Source organism: Kosakonia sp. SMBL-WEM22 (assembly GCF_014490785.1).
Lineage (GTDB): Bacteria > Pseudomonadota > Gammaproteobacteria > Enterobacterales > Enterobacteriaceae > Kosakonia.
Map to the genome: position 1 here is coordinate 2804499 of NZ_CP051488.1, position 18665 is coordinate 2823163.

Below are 18665 nucleotides of genomic sequence, written 5' to 3' on the forward strand. Positions count from 1 at the left end.
TACCACACTTCGCAAAAAATTACTCCGCTGCGGGCCTGGCAAGAAACTCCACCGCGCGGCGGATATCACGCGTGCGCGGTGCCGGCGGCAGGCTGGCGAGAAACACCGCGCCGTAGGGGCGCATCACCAGCCGGTTATCGCAAATCACCAGCACACCGCGATCATCAATATCGCGAATCAGGCGACCAACCCCCTGCTTGAGCGTGATGACCGCATCCGGGAGCTGCACTTCATCAAAGGGATCGCCGCCGCGCAGACGGCAATCTTCCATCCGTGCTTTTAGTAGCGGATCGTCCGGTGAGGTAAACGGCAGCTTATCAATGATCACCAGCGAAAGCGTGTCGCCGCGCACGTCGACCCCCTCCCAGAAGCTGCTGGTGGCCACCAGCAGCGCGTTACCGGCATCAACAAACTGTTGCAGCAGTTGCCCTTTACTGGTTTCACCCTGCAACAGCACCGGCAGGCTGAGGGTGGCGCGGAACTGTTCCGCAAGATCGCGCATCATGGCGTGCGAGGTACAGAGCATAAAGCAGCGCCCGTTGTTGGCTTCAATCATCGGCCTTAACATCGCTGCCAGCTGGCGCGCGGAGCCGGGCTGGTTGCTTTGCGGCAGATTGCGCGGCACGCAGAGCAGCGCCTGGCGCGGATAATCGAAGGGGCTCGGCAGCAGAAGTGATTGCGCTTCCTCAATGCCTAACCGTGCAGTGAAGTGATGCAGATCATCGTTGACCGACAGGGTCGCGGAGGTAAAGATCCAGCTCCCCTTCTTCTCTTTCATCACTTCCTGAAATTTATCGGCGACGGTCAGCGGCGTCAGCGCCAGGGTAAAATTGCGCGAGGTGCACTCATACCAGTAGCTGAATCCCGGCTGATTAATCTCTTTCAGCCGCTTGAGGCGGGCACGATAAACCGTGGCGCGCTCAAAAGCGGCGTCCAGCACCGCCGAGCGCCCAAGCGAGAGTTTCGCTACGTCGTAACAGAGCTCAAGGGCGTCATCGAGCAGCAGCAGCGCACGCAGGATCCGCGCATCGGCCAGCAGTTCGCGCAAGTTCCCGCGATAGCCCGGCTCGCCGAGTTGCAGGCGAAAATCCTGCGCGCTTTGCGCCAGCCGGTCGGCGCACTTCTGCAACTGCGCGGTATCGCGTAGATCGGTGCGATAGGCGATGGTGAAATCTTTGGCCAGATCGAGCAGCTGACGGCTGGAGAGCGACTGGCCAAAATATTGGCTGGCGATATCGGGCAGCTGGTGCGCTTCATCGAAGATCATCACTTCGGCCTCCGGGATCAGCTCACCGAAACCGCTCTCTTTCACCACCATGTCGGCGAGAAAAAGGTGGTGGTTGACCACCACGACGTCGGCTTCCATCGCTTTTTTTCGCGCCTTCACCACAAAGCACTCTTTGTACATTGGGCAGTCGCTGCCCAGACAGTTGTCATTGGTGCTGGTGACCAGCGGCCAGGCGGCGGAATCTCCCGCCACGCTGACGCAGGTGCTGATGTCCCCATCCTTGGTCTGGTTAGACCAGGAGCGCAGGAGAATGACATCGCTTAGCGTCTGTACCGGCAGATCGCCACCGGCAATCGCTTGCTGTTCGAGACGCTCGATACAGAGGTAGTTTGAACGGCCTTTAAGCAGCGCCGTGCGGCCGGTGTACTCCAGCGCTTTTGAGACGGTAGGCAGATCGCGGCTGTAGAGCTGATCCTGCAGGGCTTTTGAACCGGTGGAGATGATCACTTTCTTACCGGCGCGCAATGCGGGCGCAAGATAAGCATAAGTTTTACCGGTTCCGGTTCCCGCTTCCACTACCAGCGGCTGCGTTTTTTCAATCGCTTCGGTCACGGCGTAAGCCATCTGGCGCTGCGGTTCGCGCGGTTTAAATCCCGGTATCGCTTTGGCAAGCTGGCCGTCTGTTGCAAAATCGTCCGTCACACTACCCCCTGGTTAAATCGCCAGTGATTATGTCAGGGTGGGCGGATTTACGCCAGCCAGGTTTTTGTGGCACTCTTCCCGGCGAATCTTTGCAACCAGGAAGGAAAAGGTGATGACAATTGTGCGTATTGACGCGGAAGCCCGCTGGTCTGATGTGGTGATCCATAACCAGACGCTGTACTACACCGGCGTGCCGGAAAACCTCGACGCCGATGCTTTTGAGCAGACGGCAAACACGCTGGCGCAGATTGACGCAGTGCTCGAAAAACAGGGTAGCGATAAGTCACGGATCCTCGACGCCACTATTTTTCTCGCCGACAGCGATGATTTTGCGGCGATGAATAAGGCCTGGGATGCGTGGGTGGTGGCGGGCCATGCACCGGTGCGCTGCACCGTGCAGGCGAAGCTGATGAATCCGCGTTATAAAGTGGAGATCAAGATTATCGCGGCGGCATAATTACTCCTCCTCGTCCTCCTCATCTTCAAAGCGCGCCACGATCCGCTCTCCATTATGGCTGGCGCGCAGCTCTTGTGCCACCAGGCTTATAGCCTCACCGCTGCTCATGCCACCGGCCATAAGTTCCTGAATACGTTCGACTGCTTTCTGCTGCTGTTCGTGACTGAGGGAGGGTAATCCTGCAAACATGGTCAACTCCTGATAAATTATCGGCGCTAATTATTCCACGCGTCTGTGCACTACGCCAGCGAAGACGCTCAAGAGCCAGGAATCATGACACAGTTACCCCCTGCCCAACTCTCACTCCCGTGGCACCCCGAGGCCGCAGAGTTCTATTTCGCCCCGCTCAGTGCCCAGCCGTGGGCGATGCTGCTTCATTCGGGGCATGCCGATCATCCCCATAACCGGTTTGATATTTTAGTCGCCGACCCGCTGACGACGCTGACAACGCAGGGCGAGAGCACTTATCAGGACGGACGCGCGTCGCAAGGCGATCCGCTTGGGCTCCTGCAACAGGCGCTGGATGCCTGCGGTCTGCATGCTGAACCCGCAAATGAGTTTCCTTTCCAGGGCGGTGCGCTTGGCCTGTTCGGGTATGATTTAGGCCGGCGCTTTGAAAAACTGCCCTCACTGGCCGCAAAGGATATTGCCATCCCCGATATGGCGGTTGGCATCTATGACTGGGCGCTGATTGTTGACCACAAACTGCAGCGTGTAACGCTGTTGAGCCACGGGGATATCACTGCGCGCCTGGCCTGGCTTGAGTCGCAGATCGCACCGCCGCAGGCCGAGTTTCGCTTAACCTCCGCCTGGCAGGCCAATATGAGCCGCGCGGAGTATGGCGAAAAGTTCCGCCAGGTGCAGGCGTGGCTGCGCAGCGGTGACTGCTATCAGGTCAACCTCGCGCAACGTTTTCAGGCACGTTACAGCGGCGATGAGTGGCAGGCATTTGTGCGCCTGAATGGTGAGAATCGCGCGCCGTTCAGCGCCTTTCTGCGCCTGCCGCAGGGGGCGATCCTCAGCCTCTCTCCAGAGCGTTTTATTCGCCTGACAGGTGATGAGATTGAAACCCGCCCAATTAAAGGCACGCTGCCGCGTCTTGCGGACGCACAAGCGGATGCTGAGCAGGCCGTTCGTCTTGCCGCCTCGCCGAAAGATCGCGCCGAGAATGTGATGATTGTCGATCTGATGCGCAACGACATCGGTCGCGTGGCAGTAGCGGGTTCGGTACGGGTACCGGAGCTATTTGTGGTTGAACCTTTCCCGGCAGTGCATCACCTGGTAAGTACCGTGACGGCGAAGCTGCCCCCCGGGCGACACGCAAGCGATCTGCTTCGCGCGGCGTTTCCCGGGGGATCGATTACCGGTGCGCCGAAAGTGCGGGCGATGGCGATCATCGATGAGCTGGAGCCGCACCGGCGCAATGCCTGGTGCGGTAGCATCGGCTACCTCAGCGTCTGCGGCAATATGGACACCAGCATCACCATCCGTACCGTCACCGCCTGCGACGGTCAGCTTTACTGCTCCGCGGGCGGCGGGATTGTCGCCGACAGCGACGAGGATGCGGAATATCAGGAAACCTTTGATAAAGTTAACCGTATCCTGCGGCAACTAGAGAGGTAATTCGTGGAGCAACCGGTGTTAACTCTGGATAACTTTTTATCGCGCTTTCAGCTGATGCGCCCGCAGCTTAATGCCGCCACCCTCAATGCGCGCCAGGCGGCGGTGCTGGTGCCAATCGTGCGGCGTAAAGAGCCGGGCCTGCTGCTGACCCAGCGCTCAGCGATGCTGCGCAAGCATGCAGGCCAGGTCGCTTTTCCCGGCGGCGCGGTCGACAGTACCGACGCCTCGCTTATCGCCGCCGCGCTGCGTGAAGCGCAGGAAGAGGTGGCGATCCCGCCGGAATCGGTTGAAGTGATTGGCGTCCTGCCGCCCGTTGATAGCGTCACAGGCTTTCAGGTCACGCCAGTAGTTGGCATTATTCCGCCCGATCTTCCCTGGCGCGCCAGCGAAGATGAAGTGGCGGCGGTGTTTGAAATGCCGCTCGCCGAAGCGTTGCGGCTTGGGCGTTATCACCCACTGGATGTGCATCGCCACGGTAATGCTCACCGGGTGTGGTTATCCTGGTATGAGCATTATTTTGTCTGGGGCATGACGGCGGGGATCATCCGCTCGCTGGCACTGCAAATCGGCGTGCGCCCATAAGGGCTATACTCTGATTTGCGCACTTTGTGACGGCGAACTCGCTATTAGTTTAATAGAGGCCAGCGATTAGTTTAATTCATGTGAATAGTTAACCTGCTGGCACCCTTCCCTCTTACACTATGCGCAGTTATTACATCGTTACTGGAAACCCAGTAACCCTGTCAGGAGTGTAAATGTGATTAGTCTATTCGACATGTTCAAAGTGGGGATTGGTCCTTCTTCTTCCCACACTGTTGGCCCGATGAAGGCCGGGAAGCAGTTCGTCGATGATCTGGTCGAAAAAGGCGTGCTGGAAAACACCACCCGCGTTGTGGTGGATGTTTACGGTTCCCTCTCCCTTACCGGGAAAGGACACCATACCGATATTGCCATTATTATGGGTCTGGCGGGCAACGAGCCGGCCACTGTCGATATTGATGCGATCCCCGGGTTTATCCGCGATGTGGAAAACCGTGGGCGCCTGCTGCTGGCGCAGGGTCGTCATGAAGTCGACTTTCCGCAGAATGACGGCATGCGTTTTCACAGCGATAATCTGTCGCTGCATGAAAACGGTATGCGTATTACCGCCCTGAACGGCGACAACGTTGTATACAGCAAAACCTACTACTCCATCGGCGGCGGCTTTATCGTTGATGAAGAGCACTTTGGTAAAGAGACCCTCGACTCCGTCTCTGTGCCCTACCCGTTCAACTCTGCGACGCAGATGCTGGAGTATTGCAAGCAGACCGGTCTTTCACTCTCCGGGATGGTGATGCAAAACGAGCTGGCACTGCACTCGAAAAAAGAGATTGAAGAGTACTTTGCCAACGTCTGGACTACGATGCGCGCCTGTATCGATCGCGGCATGAACACCGAAGGCGTGCTGCCGGGTCCGCTGCGCGTGCCGCGTCGCGCCTCTGCGCTGCGCCGTATGCTGGTTTCCAGTGATAAGCTCTCCAACGATCCGATGATCGTTGTGGATTGGGTGAACATGTTTGCCCTCGCAGTTAACGAAGAGAACGCGGCCGGTGGTCGCGTGGTGACGGCGCCGACCAACGGTGCCTGTGGTATCGTGCCGGCGGTATTGGCCTATTACGACCACTTTATTGAATCCGTCAGCCCGGATATCTATATCCGCTACTTCCTCGCTGCCGGGGCGATTGGCGCGCTCTATAAAATGAACGCCTCTATTTCCGGCGCGGAAGTGGGCTGCCAGGGCGAAGTGGGTGTCGCCTGTTCGATGGCGGCTGCGGGCCTGGCAGAGCTGCTGGGCGCAAGCCCGGAGCAGGTTTGCGTTGCCGCAGAGATTGGTATGGAGCACAACCTCGGTCTCACCTGCGATCCGGTCGCCGGCCAGGTGCAGGTTCCCTGCATTGAGCGTAACGCCATTGCCTCGGTGAAGGCGATTAACGCCGCGAGAATGGCCATGCGTCGCACCAGCGCGCCGCGTGTTTCCCTCGATAAGGTTATCGAAACCATGTACGAGACCGGGAAAGATATGAATGCCAAGTACCGCGAAACCTCGCGCGGTGGTCTGGCGATCAAAGTGCAGTGTGACTAAACCCACCTCCCGCAGCGCCGTTCAGCCGAACGGCGCTTTTTTACCCGCGATGCCACATATCAAGAATATTCCCCGCCGTTTGTGCATAAGCTGAGCAATTTCCCGCTACACTTTAACTGTGCTGGCATGGCAATCAGGCCAGGGATATTACGGGCGATCGGCGCATGCAAACGGCTCAGCGGATCATCAAAAGCTATCGACAGCGGCGCGCCACGGTTTGCGTACTGGCAGGCATTGTCGCGCTCATATTAACCCTCGCCTTTCGCTTTATCTCCGAGCGCAACCTTAACCAGCAGCGCGTCGCCTCTTTTACCCACCATGCGGTGGTGAATTTTGATCGCCTGCTGCTGCCGCTGGAATCGACGCGCGAGACTGTTTCGCCGCTGGTCGGCAAACCGTGCGATGAGGTTCATCTGCAACTGCGCAAAATCGTCGCCAGCCTGCAGACGGTACGCTCCATTACGTTGGTGCACGATGGCCTACTCTACTGCTCAAGCATCTTTGGCGATCGCAGCGTTCCCGTCCACCAGCTCCAGCCGCGCCTGCCGGCGAAGACCTTCCTCCTGGTACTCTCTACGGACCAATCCCTGCTGAAAGATCGCCCGGTGCTAATCGTCTGGTTCCCTACCGCTGCGGACGGGCAAAGCGGCGTGATGGAAGTTGTCAATATTGAACTACTCAGCCGCTTGATGCTGGAGCCGCAGCCGCCCCTGATCACTCGTGTTGCGCTGTCGGTCGCCGGGCGGCATCTGATACAGGGAAGAGGCCTACTGGAAAACTTACCGCTGGCCGATGATGAGAAGCGCTATCAGCGTACGTCACAATTTTTCCCCGTGACGGTAAGCGTCAGCGGCCCTGGTGCTACGCGACTGGCGCTACAGCATCTGCCCTCACAGCTGCCGCTGGCGCTGATGCTCGGGCTTTTAACCAGCGTGATTACCTGGTTTACTACCGCCAACCGCATGAGCTTTGCGCGCGAGATCAATCTTGGCTTAACTGGCCGGGAATTTGCGCTCTTCTGCCAGCCGGTACTGAATGCGCAGAGCCTGAAATGCGTCGGCGTGGAGATCCTGTTGCGCTGGCACAACCCGCGTCAGGGCGCAATTTCGCCGGAAGTGTTTATTCCAATCGCCGAGGCGCAGCATCTGATTGCCCCGCTGACCCGTTATGTTCTGGCTGAGGTTCAGGCCCGCCTTCATCTCTTTCCGGTCGACGCCCACTTTCATATCGGCATTAATGCCGCTCCCAGCCATCTGCGCGATGGCGAGTTACTAAAAGATTTGCACCGGTTGTGGTTTGTTCACCATCCGGTTCAGCAGTTGATTATTGAACTGACCGAGCGCGATGCGTTACAGGATGTCGATTCGCGCATGATGCGCGAGCTGCACCACAATGGCGTGAAGATTGCGATTGATGATTTCGGCACCGGTAACAGCTCCCTGAGCTGGCTGGAGAAGCTGCAACCGGACATCCTGAAAATCGACAAATCTTATACTGCGGCGATCGGCACCGATGCGGTGAACTCTAAGGTGACCGACATTATTATCGCGCTCGCACAGCGGCTGGATATTGAACTGGTGGCAGAGGGGGTAGAGACCCCGCAGCAGGCGCAATATTTGCGTCAGCAGGGGGTGCAGTCACTGCAGGGATATCTGTTTGCACAGCCGATGCCGATTGAGAATTTCCCGGCGTGGTTAGCCGCTAATGCGACGCCAGCCGCGCATGGCGATCGGCTGGCACCGCTGATGACGATCGAGGATCACTCCTCTTCGTCGTGAGCTGGCTGCTCTTTAACAATACGCACCAGATCGACCCGGTAGTCATTCGCTTCCATCACGGTGATATGCAGCGGCGCAATGGCAAAGGTTTCGCCTACCGGCGGGATCTGCCCGCGTGCGGCAATCACCAGACCGGCAACGGTAGCGATATCTTCCTCTTCATTGACGAAGTTATCGAGATCCAGCGTGTGCTGTAGCGCATGCAGGTCGGTAGTGCCTTTCACCAGCCAGCCGTCGCCGTCGGCAACGATCTCCGGCGTTTCGTCCGCATCGGGGAATTCACCGGCAATTGCCTCCAGCACGTCCAGCGGCGTCACCAGCCCCTGCACCACACCAAACTCATTGGTGACAATCACGAAGCTGCCGCGCGCGCGGCGCAATACCGCCAGCAGCTTGATCGGGTCGAGGGTTTCCGGCACCACAATCGCTGGCGAGCCAGAGGCGATGGCCGCCACATCGACGCCCTCTTCCAGCGACACCAGCAGCTCTTTGGCGCGCACGATACCGATCACTTCATCCAGTTCGCCACGGCAGACCGGGAAGAGGCTGTGTGGGGAAGAGAGCAGCTGCTGGCGGATCTCATCAACGCTCAGGTTGGCATCCACCCAGCTAATATCCCCGCGCGGCGTCATAATGCTGCGCAGCGAGCGGGAGGCCAGCGTCAGTACGCCGTTGATCATATAGCGTTCTTCTTCCGCAAACGCGCCTTCCGGCACCGTTACCGAGGCATCGCTGTCCGTCTCGGTTTGCGTCGCATTCTGACGACGACCGCCCATCAGACGCACAATCGCATCCGCGGTGCGGGCACGCAGCGGCAGACGCGACTGGTTGCGCAAGAAGTTACGGCGCGCCACCTGGTTGAAGAACTCAATGATGATTGAGAAGCCAATCGCGGCGTAGAGGTAGCCTTTCGGAATATGAAAACCAAAGCCCTCTGCGACCAGACTCAGACCAATCATCAGCAGGAAGCTCAGACAGAGCACCACGACCGTCGGATGCTGGTTGACAAACCGGGTCAGCGGCTTCGAGGCCAGCAGCATTACCGCCATAGCGATCACCACCGCCGCCATCATCACCGGCAGGTGATTAACCATACCGACTGCAGTAATCACCGCATCGAGGGAGAAGACCGCATCAAGAATGACAATCTGCGTCACAACCACCCAGAAGCTGGCGTAGCCTTTACCGTGTCCGCCATCATGGTCGCGGTTTTCAAGCCGTTCGTGCAGCTCTGTGGTGGCCTTAAACAGTAAGAAAATACCGCCCAACAGCATGATTAAATCACGGCCGGAGAAGGTAAGGTTCCACACAGAGAAGAGCGGCTGGGTGAGCGTCACCATCCATGAGATCAGCGACAGCAGACCAAGTCGCATCACCAGCGCCAGCGACAGACCGATCAATCGTGCTTTATCGCGCTGCTTCGGCGGCAGTTTATCGGCAAGAATGGCAATAAAAACCAGGTTATCGATACCCAGCACGATTTCCAGCACAACCAGCGTCAACAAACCGATCCAAATCTGCGGATCCATTAAGAATTCCATGACAGGCTCCTGTTCAGGAAAACAGTATACGGCGCGCGAAAATGCGCAGGCGTGATGACATTAACTCTATTTGAAAGGGGGAAATGCGTGGCGTGAGACAGCCATAAAGTGAACTGACGTCGGTGACGATCCATACGATGGGCTACAGCCCTTTACTCCTGGTAACTTAAACGGAGGTTAAACATAGCAAAGAGCCTGGGTAGCTGGCAAAGATTTACCAGACTTTGCAAATTGTATGGATATTTTGCGCCGCAAAATTTCATTTTTATGAAAGCTAAATTACGGATCTTCATCACATAAATTATTTTTTCACTCTCTAAAATAATTCGCGAAAGTTCCTAAACTTCTCTTTGAGTTTATCTCTGAATCGATTCGCTTTTATGGGGCCGATTCACAATACATCCATCGCGTGGATGTTAACGACAAGAATAAGGAGGTAGCAAGTGACTATTGCTATTGTTATAGGCACACATGGTTGGGCGGCAGAACAACTGCTTAAAACCGCCGAGATGCTGCTTGGCGAGCAGGAGAATGTCGGATGGATCGATTTTGTTCCCGGTGAGAACGCCGAAACATTAATCGAAAAGTATCAGGCGCAGCTGGCAAAGCTGGATACCAATCAGGGCGTGCTGTTTCTCGTTGATACATGGGGTGGCAGCCCATTTAACGCCGCCAGCCGCATTGTCGTCGATAAAGAGCATTATGAAGTGATTGCCGGCGTTAATATCCCGATGCTGGTTGAAACTCTGATGGCGCGTGATGACAACCCAACCTTCGATGAGCTGGTGGCGCTGGCCGTCGAGACCGGACGCGAAGGCGTGAAAGCACTGAAAGCGCAGCCGGTGGAAAAACCCGCTCCTGCTGCGGTTCAGCAGGCGGCAGCGCCGAAAGCCGCTACCTCCGCTAAACCGATGGGGCCAAACGACTATATGGTTATCGGTCTGGCTCGTATTGATGACCGCTTAATCCACGGTCAGGTTGCCACCCGCTGGACGAAAGAGACCAATGTCACCCGCATTATTGTCGTTAGCGATGAGGTCGCTGCCGATAATGTTCGCAAAACGTTGCTGACGCAGGTCGCACCGCCGGGCGTGACGGCTCATGTCGTTGACGTCGCAAAAATGATCCGCGTCTATAACAACCCTAAATATGCCGGTGAACGCGTCATGCTGCTCTTCACTAATCCTACCGATGTCGAACGTATCGTTGAGGGCGGCGTAAAACTTACCTCGGTCAACATTGGGGGGATGGCCTACCGCCAGGGCAAAACTCAGGTTAACAACGCTGTTTCTGTCGATGAGAAAGATATCGCTGCGTTTCGCAAACTCAACGATCGCGGCATTGAGCTGGAAGTCCGTAAAGTTTCAAACGATCCGAAACTGAAAATGATGGATTTGATCAGCAAAGTGGCGAAGTAACCGCGACGACCTGATTGACTCAGTTTTCACACTTACGTCTGATTTAGCTATAGGAGAAGTACAATGGAGATTACCACTCTTCAGATTGTGCTGGTGTTCGTCGTCGCATGTATTGCCGGTATGGAGTCGATACTCGACGAGTTCCAGTTCCACCGTCCATTGGTGGCGTGTACGTTAGTCGGTATCGTCCTTGGTGATATGAAAACCGGTATCATTATCGGCGGTACGCTTGAGATGATCGCGCTCGGCTGGATGAACATCGGTGCGGCGGTCGCGCCGGATGCCGCGCTGGCCTCGATTATTTCCACCATTCTGGTCATTGGCGGCCACCAGAGCATCGGTGCCGGTATTGCGCTAGCGATCCCGCTGGCGGCGGCAGGCCAGGTGCTGACCATCATCGTGCGTACCATTACCGTTGGTTTCCAGCACGCGGCAGATAAAGCCGCAGATAATGGTAACCTTACTGCCCTCTCCTGGATCCACGTCTCCTCTCTGTTTTTACAAGCGATGCGTATCGCCATCCCGGCGGTGATTGTGGCTATCTCTGTCGGTACCAGCGAAGTGCAGAACATGCTCAACGCCATTCCGGAAGTGGTGACCAGCGGTCTGAATATCGCCGGTGGCATGATCGTGGTGGTCGGTTATGCGATGGTCATCAATATGATGCGCGCAGGCTATCTGATGCCGTTCTTCTACCTTGGTTTCGTGACGGCGGCCTTTACCAATTTCAACCTCGTTTCACTGGGTGTGATCGGCGCAGTGATGGCCATCCTCTATATTCAGGTTAGCCCGAAATACAACCGCTCCGCAGGCGGCGCTGCCCCAGCGCCTGGTACCAACGATCTTGATAACGAACTGGATTAACAGGTGAACGACATGGTTGATATGACGAAAACTCCGACTGAGAAAAAACTCACCCAGAGTGACATTCGCAGCGTGTTCCTGCGTTCTAACCTCTTCCAGGGCTCGTGGAACTTCGAACGTATGCAGGCGCTCGGCTTCTGCTTCTCGATGGTACCGGCGATTAAACGCCTCTATCCGGAAAATAACGAAGCCCGCCGTCAGGCGATTAAACGTCACCTGGAGTTCTTCAACACTCACCCTTACGTTGCCGCGCCGGTGCTTGGCGTGACGCTGGCGATGGAGGAGCAGCGTGCGAACGGCGCAGAGATTGATGATGGTGCCATTAACGGTATCAAAGTCGGCCTGATGGGGCCGCTGGCAGGCGTCGGCGACCCGATTTTCTGGGGTACCGTGCGTCCGGTTTTTGCAGCACTCGGTGCCGGGATCGCCATGAGCGGCAGTCTGCTTGGGCCACTGCTTTTCTTCTTTCTCTTCAATATCGTGCGGCTTGCCACCCGCTACTACGGCGTGGCGTACGGCTATCGTAAAGGGATTGATATTGTTAAAGATATGGGCGGCGGTTTTCTGCAGAAACTGACCGAAGGGGCGTCAATCCTCGGCCTGTTCGTGATGGGGGCGCTGGTTAACAAGTGGACGCACGTCAATATTCCGCTGGTGGTATCGCAAATTACCGACCCGACCGGTAAAACCACGGTAACGACGGTCCAGACCATCCTTGATCAGCTGATGCCGGGCCTGGTGCCGCTGCTGCTGACCTTCGCCTGTATGTGGCTGCTGCGTAAAAAAGTGAACCCGCTGTGGATCATTGTCGGCTTCTTTGTGATTGGGATTGCCGGCTACGCCATCGGCCTGTTGGGCCTTTAAACGACGTGGTTATGACCGGGGGCGTTACTGCCCCCGGTTTTTTATTTAAGGAGATAAGATGACGATTACGGATAGCGTGCTGCTGCTGTTTGTCGCCGCCCTGCTGGCGTTCGCGATCTACGACGAAGTGGTGATGCCGCGTCGCAAAGGCGACACGCTGCTCACCGTTCCGCTGCTACGCAGAAGCCGTACCGATGGAGCCATTTTTGTCGGCCTGCTGGTTATTTTGATTTATAACAACAGTGTTAACGGCGGTTCATCATTAACCATGTGGTTATTATTTGCACTGGCGCTGCTGGGTATTTACCTTTTTTGGATCCGCGCGCCGAAAGCCATCTTTAAATCACACGGTTTCTTCTTTGCTAATGCATGGATTGAATATAACCGCATCAAAGAGATGAATTTATCGCAAGATGGCGTACTGGTGATGCAATTAGAACAGCGGAGGTTACTCATCCGTGTACGAAATATAGACGATCTTGAAAAAATCTACAGAGTATTGGTTAAAACTCAATAAGTTAAACTATAGCTCTCTCCTTTTATACTGCACAAAAAAGGGGCTTTAATATAGCCTCTGCTATATTTCCCATAAGAAATTACCTATGTTTATTAACGTTATTTTCACCTCATAAGCCGAATGACAATCATTATCGGCAGGCAGCGCCATGAATATATGTCTGCTGTTGTTTTATATTCTAAAAATATGGTAAGGTGCGTCCGTCGTTGGGGAGTAGCCGATTTCCGCTGCGCGGAGATGTACGTGTCAACATACTCGTTGCAAAACGTGGCACGTACGGACTGAACATTTTCAGTCAGGCGAGACCATTGACACACCAACTGCTGTTTACTGGGGGCAGTGGTGTGTTATATGGAACTCCCGGTCAGGACGCACAGATGAATTTATCCGCCACCCTGCTTCTCGCCTTTGGCATGTCGATGGACGCCTTCGCGGCCTCTATTGGTAAAGGTGCTACGCTCCGCAACCCGAAATTTTCCGACGCCCTGCGCACTGGTCTTATCTTCGGTGCAATTGAAACCTTAACCCCGCTGCTGGGCTGGGGTCTCGGGATGCTCGCCTCGCAATTTGTGCTTGAGTGGAATCACTGGATAGCGTTCGTGCTGCTGGCATTTCTTGGCGGCAGAATGGTGCTGGAGGGCGTGCGCGGTACCGACGAATGTGACGCTGAGATGCCGCACCGCCACGGTTTCTGGTTGCTGGTCACCACCGCCATTGCTACCAGCCTGGATGCAATGGCAGTCGGTGTCGGGCTGGCATTTTTGCAGGTCAATATTCTTACTACCGCGCTGGCGATTGGCTGTGCCACCCTTATTATGTCGACGCTTGGCATGATGGTTGGCCGCTTTATTGGCCCGCTGCTCGGCAAGCGCGCCGAGATCCTCGGCGGCGTGGTGCTGATTGGTATCGGCGTGCAGATCCTCTACAGCCACTTTGCTGGCTAACTTTCCCGCCGTAAGCAGTGGATGGTGAAATCCGTCTGGCAGCGAAACGTTTTTGTCGCTGCCAACTGCTGCCATACTTCCGGCTTCGCCCGCCAGGCAAACGGCGTCATTTGCAGTAGCGCAACCGCTTCTTCGCCGGTCAACTCCATTTCGTACGCGAGTGATTGTTCGGAAATAAGCGTAAATCCTTCGATCCCACCGCTGTTTGGCGCATGCAACTGCACCTCATCATAAATAAGCCCCTTTAGCTCGATTAAGTGGCGCGGCCCGGGAGCGGCGGTGATCACTACGCCCTGCGGTTTTACCACGCGGGCCAGCTCTTGCGCTTTACAGGGCGCGTAAATGCGCACCAGACCATCAATGCTATTATCATCAAAGGGTAAGCGATGGCTTGAGGCTACGCAAAACATCACCTGCGGATAGCGTTTTGCCGCTGCGCGAATCGCCGCTTTCGAGACATCCAGCCCTACGGTTTGGGCACCACGCGCGCGACCTACTTCGGCAAAAGCCTGCGTGTAGTACCCTTCCCCGCAGCCAATATCGAGCAGTGCGGTCGCTTCTTTCGCAAGCGTCTCTTCAAAGAGGGTGCATATTTTATCGCGCAGTGGCAGATAGTGTCCGGCGTCGAGAAATGCGCGGCGCGCCTGCATCATTTCAGCGTTATCACCCGGATCGCGCGAACGTTTATGCTGGACGGGCAATAAATTGACGTAACCCTCTTTGGCGATATCGAACTGATGCCGCTGCGGGCAGATAAATGCACGTTCGTGGCGGCTTAACGGTGCGTGGCAAAGGGGGCAACTGAATGGCATAAACACTCCGGGGAGACTTTTTTCAAAGGGCGAAGTGTACCGTCAAATGTTGCGACAGGGAAAATAAAAAGCCCCGCACAATGGCGAGGCTTGATAACTGACATTGATACGCGAAACGCGCCTCAAGCTCAGAGGTGTCGAAATCAGATAGCAGTTACGTTAACTGCAGCCGGGCCTTTCTGACCGTCCTGAATTTCAAACTCAACGTTCTGGCCTTCAGCCAGAGTTTTGAAGCCGTTACCCTGGATAGCAGAGAAATGTACGAATACATCTTTGCTGCCGTCAGCCGGAGTAATGAAACCAAAACCTTTAGACTCGTTGAACCACTTAACTTGACCTTTAATCTTTGCCATTTGCAAAATTCCTTAATGTATATACTTCGCCCGCAGGCATTGACTGAGAAAACTGAGACATTACTGCTTGAGGCACTAATATAAGGTTCGGCAGAGAAGCTGTATTCAACGAAACGTTTTACTCAGGACTTCTTTACTGAAAATGCCACACATAAACAGAACTGTACCTCGATTGACCCACAACGTGTTATCACATAATACGTAAACTATGGCAAGCCATTTTTAGATATGTCTCGATCCGCCGCACAAATTTTAAGGGTATCGAAACTATCACTGTTCATTTATTCACTTCAATGACCGTTATAGCAGCCGCTGCATGAGCAGGTTTACCCGATAAAGCTAGACCAAATCTCTCGATTCATCAAGCAGTTCCATGCATTTACAGGGTAAGGTTTATCTTCATGCATTTCGCTTATATGCTAAGAACATTCTGCGAATAGTTATGCTGTTTTGGCGGTTAGGAAGATTCTTAAATGATTAATGAACTTGAACGAAACTATTGCTCAGGTTAACTATGAATAATTACTGACCGAATAAGCAAAGGTGTGCACCAAAATAATGAAATTATGATGACACTGCATCATTTCAAGGCAATAAAAACGTTTCGTGCTAAACGAAACCGCATGACTTTAATAGAGCTTACTTTTTATAGCGCTCGGCTTAAATTACGACAGGGATAAATATTGACCAATTTTCAGGATCGTGAAGTTGTCATTTTCCTTTCCTGCTTCGCGTAAAGCGCTCTGTAACTCCGAAATCGGTTCGTCCAGTGATTCATCAGCCAGTTCAAATACGCCCCAGTGAATCGGAAAAGCCAGCGGCGAACCTAACTGTCGCCACAGCGAGACCGCACTTTGTGGATCCATATGGTTTATCGACATGAACCAGCGCGGTGCATAAGCACCAATGGGCAGCGCGAGCGCATCAATTCTCCCCAGACGCTGCGGGATCTGCAGAAGCTCGGTGCTGTATCCCGTGTCGCCGGGAAACCAGAAACGTAACGCGCCCGATTCAACCACCCAGCCGCACCATAGCGTGCGGTTACGATCCCACGGTGTGCGCATACTCCAGTGCTGCGCGGGGACGGCTGTCAAATGCAGCTCCTTCAAGGCAGCTTGCTGCCACCAGTCCAGCTCGGTGACACACCGCGCGCCAAAACGACGAAGGGTATCACCTAAGCCGAGAGGGACAAAAAGCTTTACCTCAGGAAACCGGCGAAGCAGTGCGCGGATTGTCCAGCGGTCCAGATGATCGTAATGGTTGTGAGAGATAAGAATGGCATCAAGCGCCGGAAGATCGTCCATAGATAATGCAGGTGGTGTGCGCCGCTGGGGGCCGGCGAATGGCAGTGGGGAGGCGCGCCGGGAAAAAACAGGATCGGTGAGCAGGTACTTGCCCTGCACACTGAGAAGAACAGAGGCGTGCCCAAGCCACCAAAGGCCATCGACACCGGGCGAAATCGTGGCTTGCTGCCACCACTTTTCAATGAAAGCGTCATACCCTGCAGCAGGTGGACGGGGAAGCCCGGCAGCTTTGCGTTCCTGACGCCAGCGTTTTACATCGCCGGGTTGATGCGCTACGTCGGACGGATTACAAAAACCGTCGGGCGTATGATGGGAGAGCGCGGGATTATACCAGGGGTTTTTCCAGACCATCTCTCCCCTCCTTTCTGATTAACGTTCAGCCACCAGTCGGATCAACTCCTCGTCCTCACCCTTCGGCTTGCTTTTCTCCCTCTCCGGGAGCGACGTTTTTTCCGGCTCGTTTGCTTCACAAAGACGACGCAGCAGCGCATTTTGCCGTTTTTGCTGATCGAGCAGCGCTTCGAGCAGTTCAATCTGCTCATTAGTACGCGAACTTGCACGATTAATAAAGAACCACAGCACCAGACCTACAATCAAAACCACCACAGAAACCAGCATAGACGCAAAATTTAAGGCGCCAGAATTTAAGATTTCGTTCATTTCACACCCTCAAAGTAGACGCGGCATTTTACCACTGGCGCTCAGGAAGGAAATCTTTCACTGCAGAAATGCGCCTACCAGGGGATGAATTTATTGATGACACAGATACCGCTGAAAAATTGCACATCCTGATCGCACATCACATTAAGCATTTGAGTCCAGAGCAGCAGGCAGACCACCACCACGGCAATCAGCAACAGCCATCTAAATTTTCTCACTCCATTCTCCGAAACATTTCGAGGTGTAACCACACTAGCACGGCTTCCTTAAACAGCGGGTAACTGCACTCCCCTTTCGGTATTTTTAGGAATGCGTGACTTGTTTCAATCAATAAAAGACGTAGCCTTAATGACAGACTTAATCGATGTGCAAGGAGCAAACATGCGTACACTTATTCGAGGCGTCATCGTTGTCGCACTACTGTGGACTGGACTTTTGTTGAGCGGCTATGGCGTGCTGATTAATAGTAACGAAAATGCGGCAGGCCTTGGCCTACAGTGCAAATACGCGACCGCACGTGGTACCAGCACGGCGCAGTATGTTCATTCCAGCAACGGTCTATTCGGCCTGGCTAACTGCCCGCTAATGCGTAAAAGCGATAACGTCATTGATAACGGCTGATTTTTCCCATAAAAAAGCCGCCCCTCAGGGGCGGCTTTTTTAGCAATTATCAGAACGGATAGTCGTTGTAGCCCATCTGTTCAGAAATTTTGCGCGCGGCCTGGTGCAGCATCTCCACGTACTCGTGCAGACGCTCTTCGGAGAAACGCAGGGTCGGGAATGAGATACTCAGACCAGCGATAACCACACCAAAACGGTCAAACACCGGTACTCCGATGCAGCGTAATCCCTCTTCCTGCTCTTCATTATCCTCGCCGTAGCCCTGCTGGCGAACGATATCGAGCATCGGCAGTAGATCTTCAGTGCTGGTAATAGTGCGATCGGTGCTGCGCTTATATTCAACGCCTTCCAGAATCTGTTTCACTTCATCACGATCGCGCCATGCCAGCAGCACTTTACCAATCGCGGTGCTATAGAGCGGGTTACGACGACCAATACGCGAATACATGCGCAGGTTATACATCGAATCGATCTTGTGAATATAGACGATGCTGTCCTCATCGAGAGCACCCAGATGGATGGTCTCTTTCGTCAGACGAGAGAGTTCACGCATCTGGATATCTGCACTGCGGATCAAATCAACATTTTGCAATGCACGTGCGCCAAGTTCGAATAACTTCAGCGTCAGGGAATATTTCTCTGACTCCCCTTCCTGCGCAACGTAGCCTAACGATTTCATGGTCTGCAAAAAGCGATAAACGGTGCTTTTTGACATCATGACACGCTGTGAAAGCTCAGTAATGCCGATTTCACGCTCTTCGCCCAAAGCCTGCAGAATGCCAAAAACCTTCAATACAGAAGAGACAGAATCTGGCTGCTTGTCCAAATCCGCGATTGCCATTAATCACCTCATCGCC

General features: G+C 54.6%; 20 protein-coding genes, 1 pseudogene and 1 riboswitch. Of the genes and pseudogenes, 11 read left to right on the plus strand and 10 right to left on the minus strand.

Annotation, left to right across the window (positions count from 1 at the left end):
• Nucleotides 1–19: 19 nt before the first annotated feature.
• The gene (locus HF650_RS13305; protein WP_187799082.1) at nt 20–1930 is read right to left on the minus strand and encodes an ATP-dependent DNA helicase; all 1911 of its coding nucleotides are present in this window, start codon (nt 1928–1930) and stop codon (nt 20–22) included.
• A gap of 112 nt (nt 1931–2042) precedes the next feature.
• On the opposite strand from HF650_RS13305, the gene HF650_RS13310 reads away from it, so the two are divergent.
• Nucleotides 2043–2387, plus strand: a complete 345-nt coding sequence (locus HF650_RS13310) for a RidA family protein (RefSeq protein ID WP_187799083.1) — start codon at nt 2043–2045, stop codon at nt 2385–2387.
• On the opposite strand, the gene HF650_RS13315 is transcribed toward HF650_RS13310, so the two are convergent.
• Entirely contained in the window at nt 2388–2576 is a 189-nt protein-coding gene (locus HF650_RS13315; protein WP_187799084.1) for a YoaH family protein, read from the minus strand.
• Nucleotides 2577–2660: 84 nt separating this feature from the next.
• Between HF650_RS13315 and pabB the strand changes: the two genes are divergently transcribed.
• The 4 genes from pabB to HF650_RS13335 all read left to right on the plus strand — a co-directional run bounded on the left by pabB (nt 2661) and on the right by HF650_RS13335 (nt 7910).
• The gene (gene pabB, locus HF650_RS13320; RefSeq protein WP_187799085.1) at nt 2661–4010 is read left to right on the plus strand and encodes an aminodeoxychorismate synthase component 1; all 1350 of its coding nucleotides are present in this window, start codon (nt 2661–2663) and stop codon (nt 4008–4010) included.
• Between the two features lie 3 nt (nt 4011–4013).
• Nucleotides 4014–4592 (plus strand): CoA pyrophosphatase, encoded by a 579-nt coding sequence (locus HF650_RS13325; RefSeq protein ID WP_187799086.1) that lies wholly within the window; start codon nt 4014–4016, stop codon nt 4590–4592.
• A 175-nt stretch (nt 4593–4767) separates the two neighbouring features.
• Complete coding sequence (sdaA, locus tag HF650_RS13330) at nt 4768–6132, plus strand: L-serine ammonia-lyase (protein WP_187799087.1); 1365 nt, start codon at nt 4768–4770, stop codon at nt 6130–6132.
• Between the two features lie 164 nt (nt 6133–6296).
• Nucleotides 6297–7910, plus strand: coding sequence for an EAL domain-containing protein (locus HF650_RS13335; protein WP_187799088.1), 1614 nt, complete (start codon nt 6297–6299; stop codon nt 7908–7910).
• On the opposite strand, the gene yoaE is transcribed toward HF650_RS13335, so the two are convergent.
• Nucleotides 7892–9451 carry a CNNM family cation transport protein YoaE gene (gene yoaE, locus HF650_RS13340; protein WP_187799089.1) on the minus strand — a complete coding sequence of 520 codons (1560 nt, stop codon included), beginning with the start codon at nt 9449–9451 and terminating at the stop codon, nt 7892–7894. The two genes, HF650_RS13335 and yoaE, sit on opposite strands and share 19 nt — an antisense overlap.
• 443 nt (nt 9452–9894) lie before the next feature.
• Here yoaE and manX point away from each other — a divergent pair, with 443 nt between their 5' ends.
• The 5 genes from manX (at nt 9895) to mntP (ending at nt 14058) form a co-directional block, all read left to right on the plus strand.
• Nucleotides 9895–10869 (plus strand): PTS mannose transporter subunit IIAB, encoded by a 975-nt coding sequence (gene manX / locus HF650_RS13345; RefSeq protein ID WP_187799090.1) that lies wholly within the window; start codon nt 9895–9897, stop codon nt 10867–10869.
• Between the two features lie 63 nt (nt 10870–10932).
• The gene (locus tag HF650_RS13350; RefSeq protein WP_187799091.1) at nt 10933–11733 is read left to right on the plus strand and encodes a PTS mannose/fructose/sorbose transporter subunit IIC; all 801 of its coding nucleotides are present in this window, start codon (nt 10933–10935) and stop codon (nt 11731–11733) included.
• 12 nt (nt 11734–11745) lie between these two features.
• Nucleotides 11746–12597, plus strand: a complete 852-nt coding sequence (locus HF650_RS13355; protein WP_187799092.1) for a PTS mannose transporter subunit IID — start codon at nt 11746–11748, stop codon at nt 12595–12597.
• A gap of 58 nt (nt 12598–12655) precedes the next feature.
• Complete coding sequence (locus HF650_RS13360) at nt 12656–13114, plus strand: DUF986 family protein (protein WP_187799093.1); 459 nt, start codon at nt 12656–12658, stop codon at nt 13112–13114.
• Between the two features lie 196 nt (nt 13115–13310).
• A riboswitch (yybP-ykoY riboswitch) is annotated at nt 13311–13485 on the plus strand.
• A 6-nt stretch (nt 13486–13491) separates the two neighbouring features.
• Entirely contained in the window at nt 13492–14058 is a 567-nt protein-coding gene (mntP, locus tag HF650_RS13365; protein WP_187799094.1) for a manganese efflux pump MntP, read from the plus strand.
• On the opposite strand, the gene rlmA is transcribed toward mntP, so the two are convergent.
• The 6 genes and pseudogenes from rlmA to mgrB all read right to left on the minus strand — a co-directional run bounded on the left by rlmA (nt 14055) and on the right by mgrB (nt 17405).
• On the minus strand, nt 14055–14870 hold the full coding sequence (gene rlmA / locus HF650_RS13370) for a 23S rRNA (guanine(745)-N(1))-methyltransferase (RefSeq protein WP_187799095.1): 816 nt from the start codon (nt 14868–14870) through the stop codon (nt 14055–14057). The genes mntP and rlmA overlap by 4 nt on opposite strands.
• Nucleotides 14871–15013: 143 nt before the next feature.
• On the minus strand, nt 15014–15223 hold the full coding sequence (gene cspE / locus HF650_RS13375) for a transcription antiterminator/RNA stability regulator CspE (protein WP_001062678.1): 210 nt from the start codon (nt 15221–15223) through the stop codon (nt 15014–15016).
• 41 nt (nt 15224–15264) lie between these two features.
• Nucleotides 15265–15376, minus strand: a pseudogene (locus tag HF650_RS13380) (DUF2627 domain-containing protein); the annotation flags it as partial.
• Between the two features lie 512 nt (nt 15377–15888).
• Nucleotides 15889–16878, minus strand: coding sequence for an MBL fold metallo-hydrolase (locus HF650_RS13385; protein WP_187799096.1), 990 nt, complete (start codon nt 16876–16878; stop codon nt 15889–15891).
• Between the two features lie 18 nt (nt 16879–16896).
• Complete coding sequence (locus HF650_RS13390; protein WP_187799097.1) at nt 16897–17187, minus strand: YebO family protein; 291 nt, start codon at nt 17185–17187, stop codon at nt 16897–16899.
• A 74-nt stretch (nt 17188–17261) separates the two neighbouring features.
• Nucleotides 17262–17405, minus strand: coding sequence for a PhoP/PhoQ regulator MgrB (mgrB, locus tag HF650_RS13395; RefSeq protein WP_187799098.1), 144 nt, complete (start codon nt 17403–17405; stop codon nt 17262–17264).
• Nucleotides 17406–17568: 163 nt separating this feature from the next.
• Here mgrB and HF650_RS13400 point away from each other — a divergent pair, with 163 nt between their 5' ends.
• Complete coding sequence (locus HF650_RS13400; RefSeq protein WP_187799099.1) at nt 17569–17808, plus strand: YobH family protein; 240 nt, start codon at nt 17569–17571, stop codon at nt 17806–17808.
• A 49-nt stretch (nt 17809–17857) separates the two neighbouring features.
• On the opposite strand, the gene kdgR is transcribed toward HF650_RS13400, so the two are convergent.
• Entirely contained in the window at nt 17858–18649 is a 792-nt protein-coding gene (gene kdgR, locus HF650_RS13405; protein ID WP_042715774.1) for a DNA-binding transcriptional regulator KdgR, read from the minus strand.
• Between the last annotated feature and the right edge of the window lie 16 nt (nt 18650–18665).

Bases quoted from the DNA above. Each gene is read 5' to 3' on its own strand.
- HF650_RS13310 (WP_187799083.1), top strand. From the start codon at position 2,043: ATGACAATTGTGCGTATTGACGCGGAAGCCCGCTGGTCTGATGTGGTG.
- HF650_RS13315 (WP_187799084.1), bottom strand. From the start codon at position 2,576: ATGTTTGCAGGATTACCCTCCCTCAGTCACGAACAGCAGCAGAAAGCA.
- pabB (WP_187799085.1), top strand. From the start codon at position 2,661: ATGACACAGTTACCCCCTGCCCAACTCTCACTCCCGTGGCACCCCGAG.
- HF650_RS13335 (WP_187799088.1), top strand. From the start codon at position 6,297: ATGCAAACGGCTCAGCGGATCATCAAAAGCTATCGACAGCGGCGCGCC.
- yoaE (WP_187799089.1), bottom strand. From the start codon at position 9,451: ATGGAATTCTTAATGGATCCGCAGATTTGGATCGGTTTGTTGACGCTG.
- HF650_RS13350 (WP_187799091.1), top strand. From the start codon at position 10,933: ATGGAGATTACCACTCTTCAGATTGTGCTGGTGTTCGTCGTCGCATGT.
- HF650_RS13355 (WP_187799092.1), top strand. From the start codon at position 11,746: ATGGTTGATATGACGAAAACTCCGACTGAGAAAAAACTCACCCAGAGT.
- HF650_RS13360 (WP_187799093.1), top strand. From the start codon at position 12,656: ATGACGATTACGGATAGCGTGCTGCTGCTGTTTGTCGCCGCCCTGCTG.
- mntP (WP_187799094.1), top strand. From the start codon at position 13,492: ATGAATTTATCCGCCACCCTGCTTCTCGCCTTTGGCATGTCGATGGAC.
- rlmA (WP_187799095.1), bottom strand. From the start codon at position 14,870: ATGCCATTCAGTTGCCCCCTTTGCCACGCACCGTTAAGCCGCCACGAA.
- cspE (WP_001062678.1), bottom strand. From the start codon at position 15,223: ATGGCAAAGATTAAAGGTCAAGTTAAGTGGTTCAACGAGTCTAAAGGT.
- HF650_RS13385 (WP_187799096.1), bottom strand. From the start codon at position 16,878: ATGGTCTGGAAAAACCCCTGGTATAATCCCGCGCTCTCCCATCATACG.
- HF650_RS13390 (WP_187799097.1), bottom strand. From the start codon at position 17,187: ATGAACGAAATCTTAAATTCTGGCGCCTTAAATTTTGCGTCTATGCTG.
- HF650_RS13400 (WP_187799099.1), top strand. From the start codon at position 17,569: ATGCGTACACTTATTCGAGGCGTCATCGTTGTCGCACTACTGTGGACT.
- kdgR (WP_042715774.1), bottom strand. From the start codon at position 18,649: ATGGCAATCGCGGATTTGGACAAGCAGCCAGATTCTGTCTCTTCTGTA.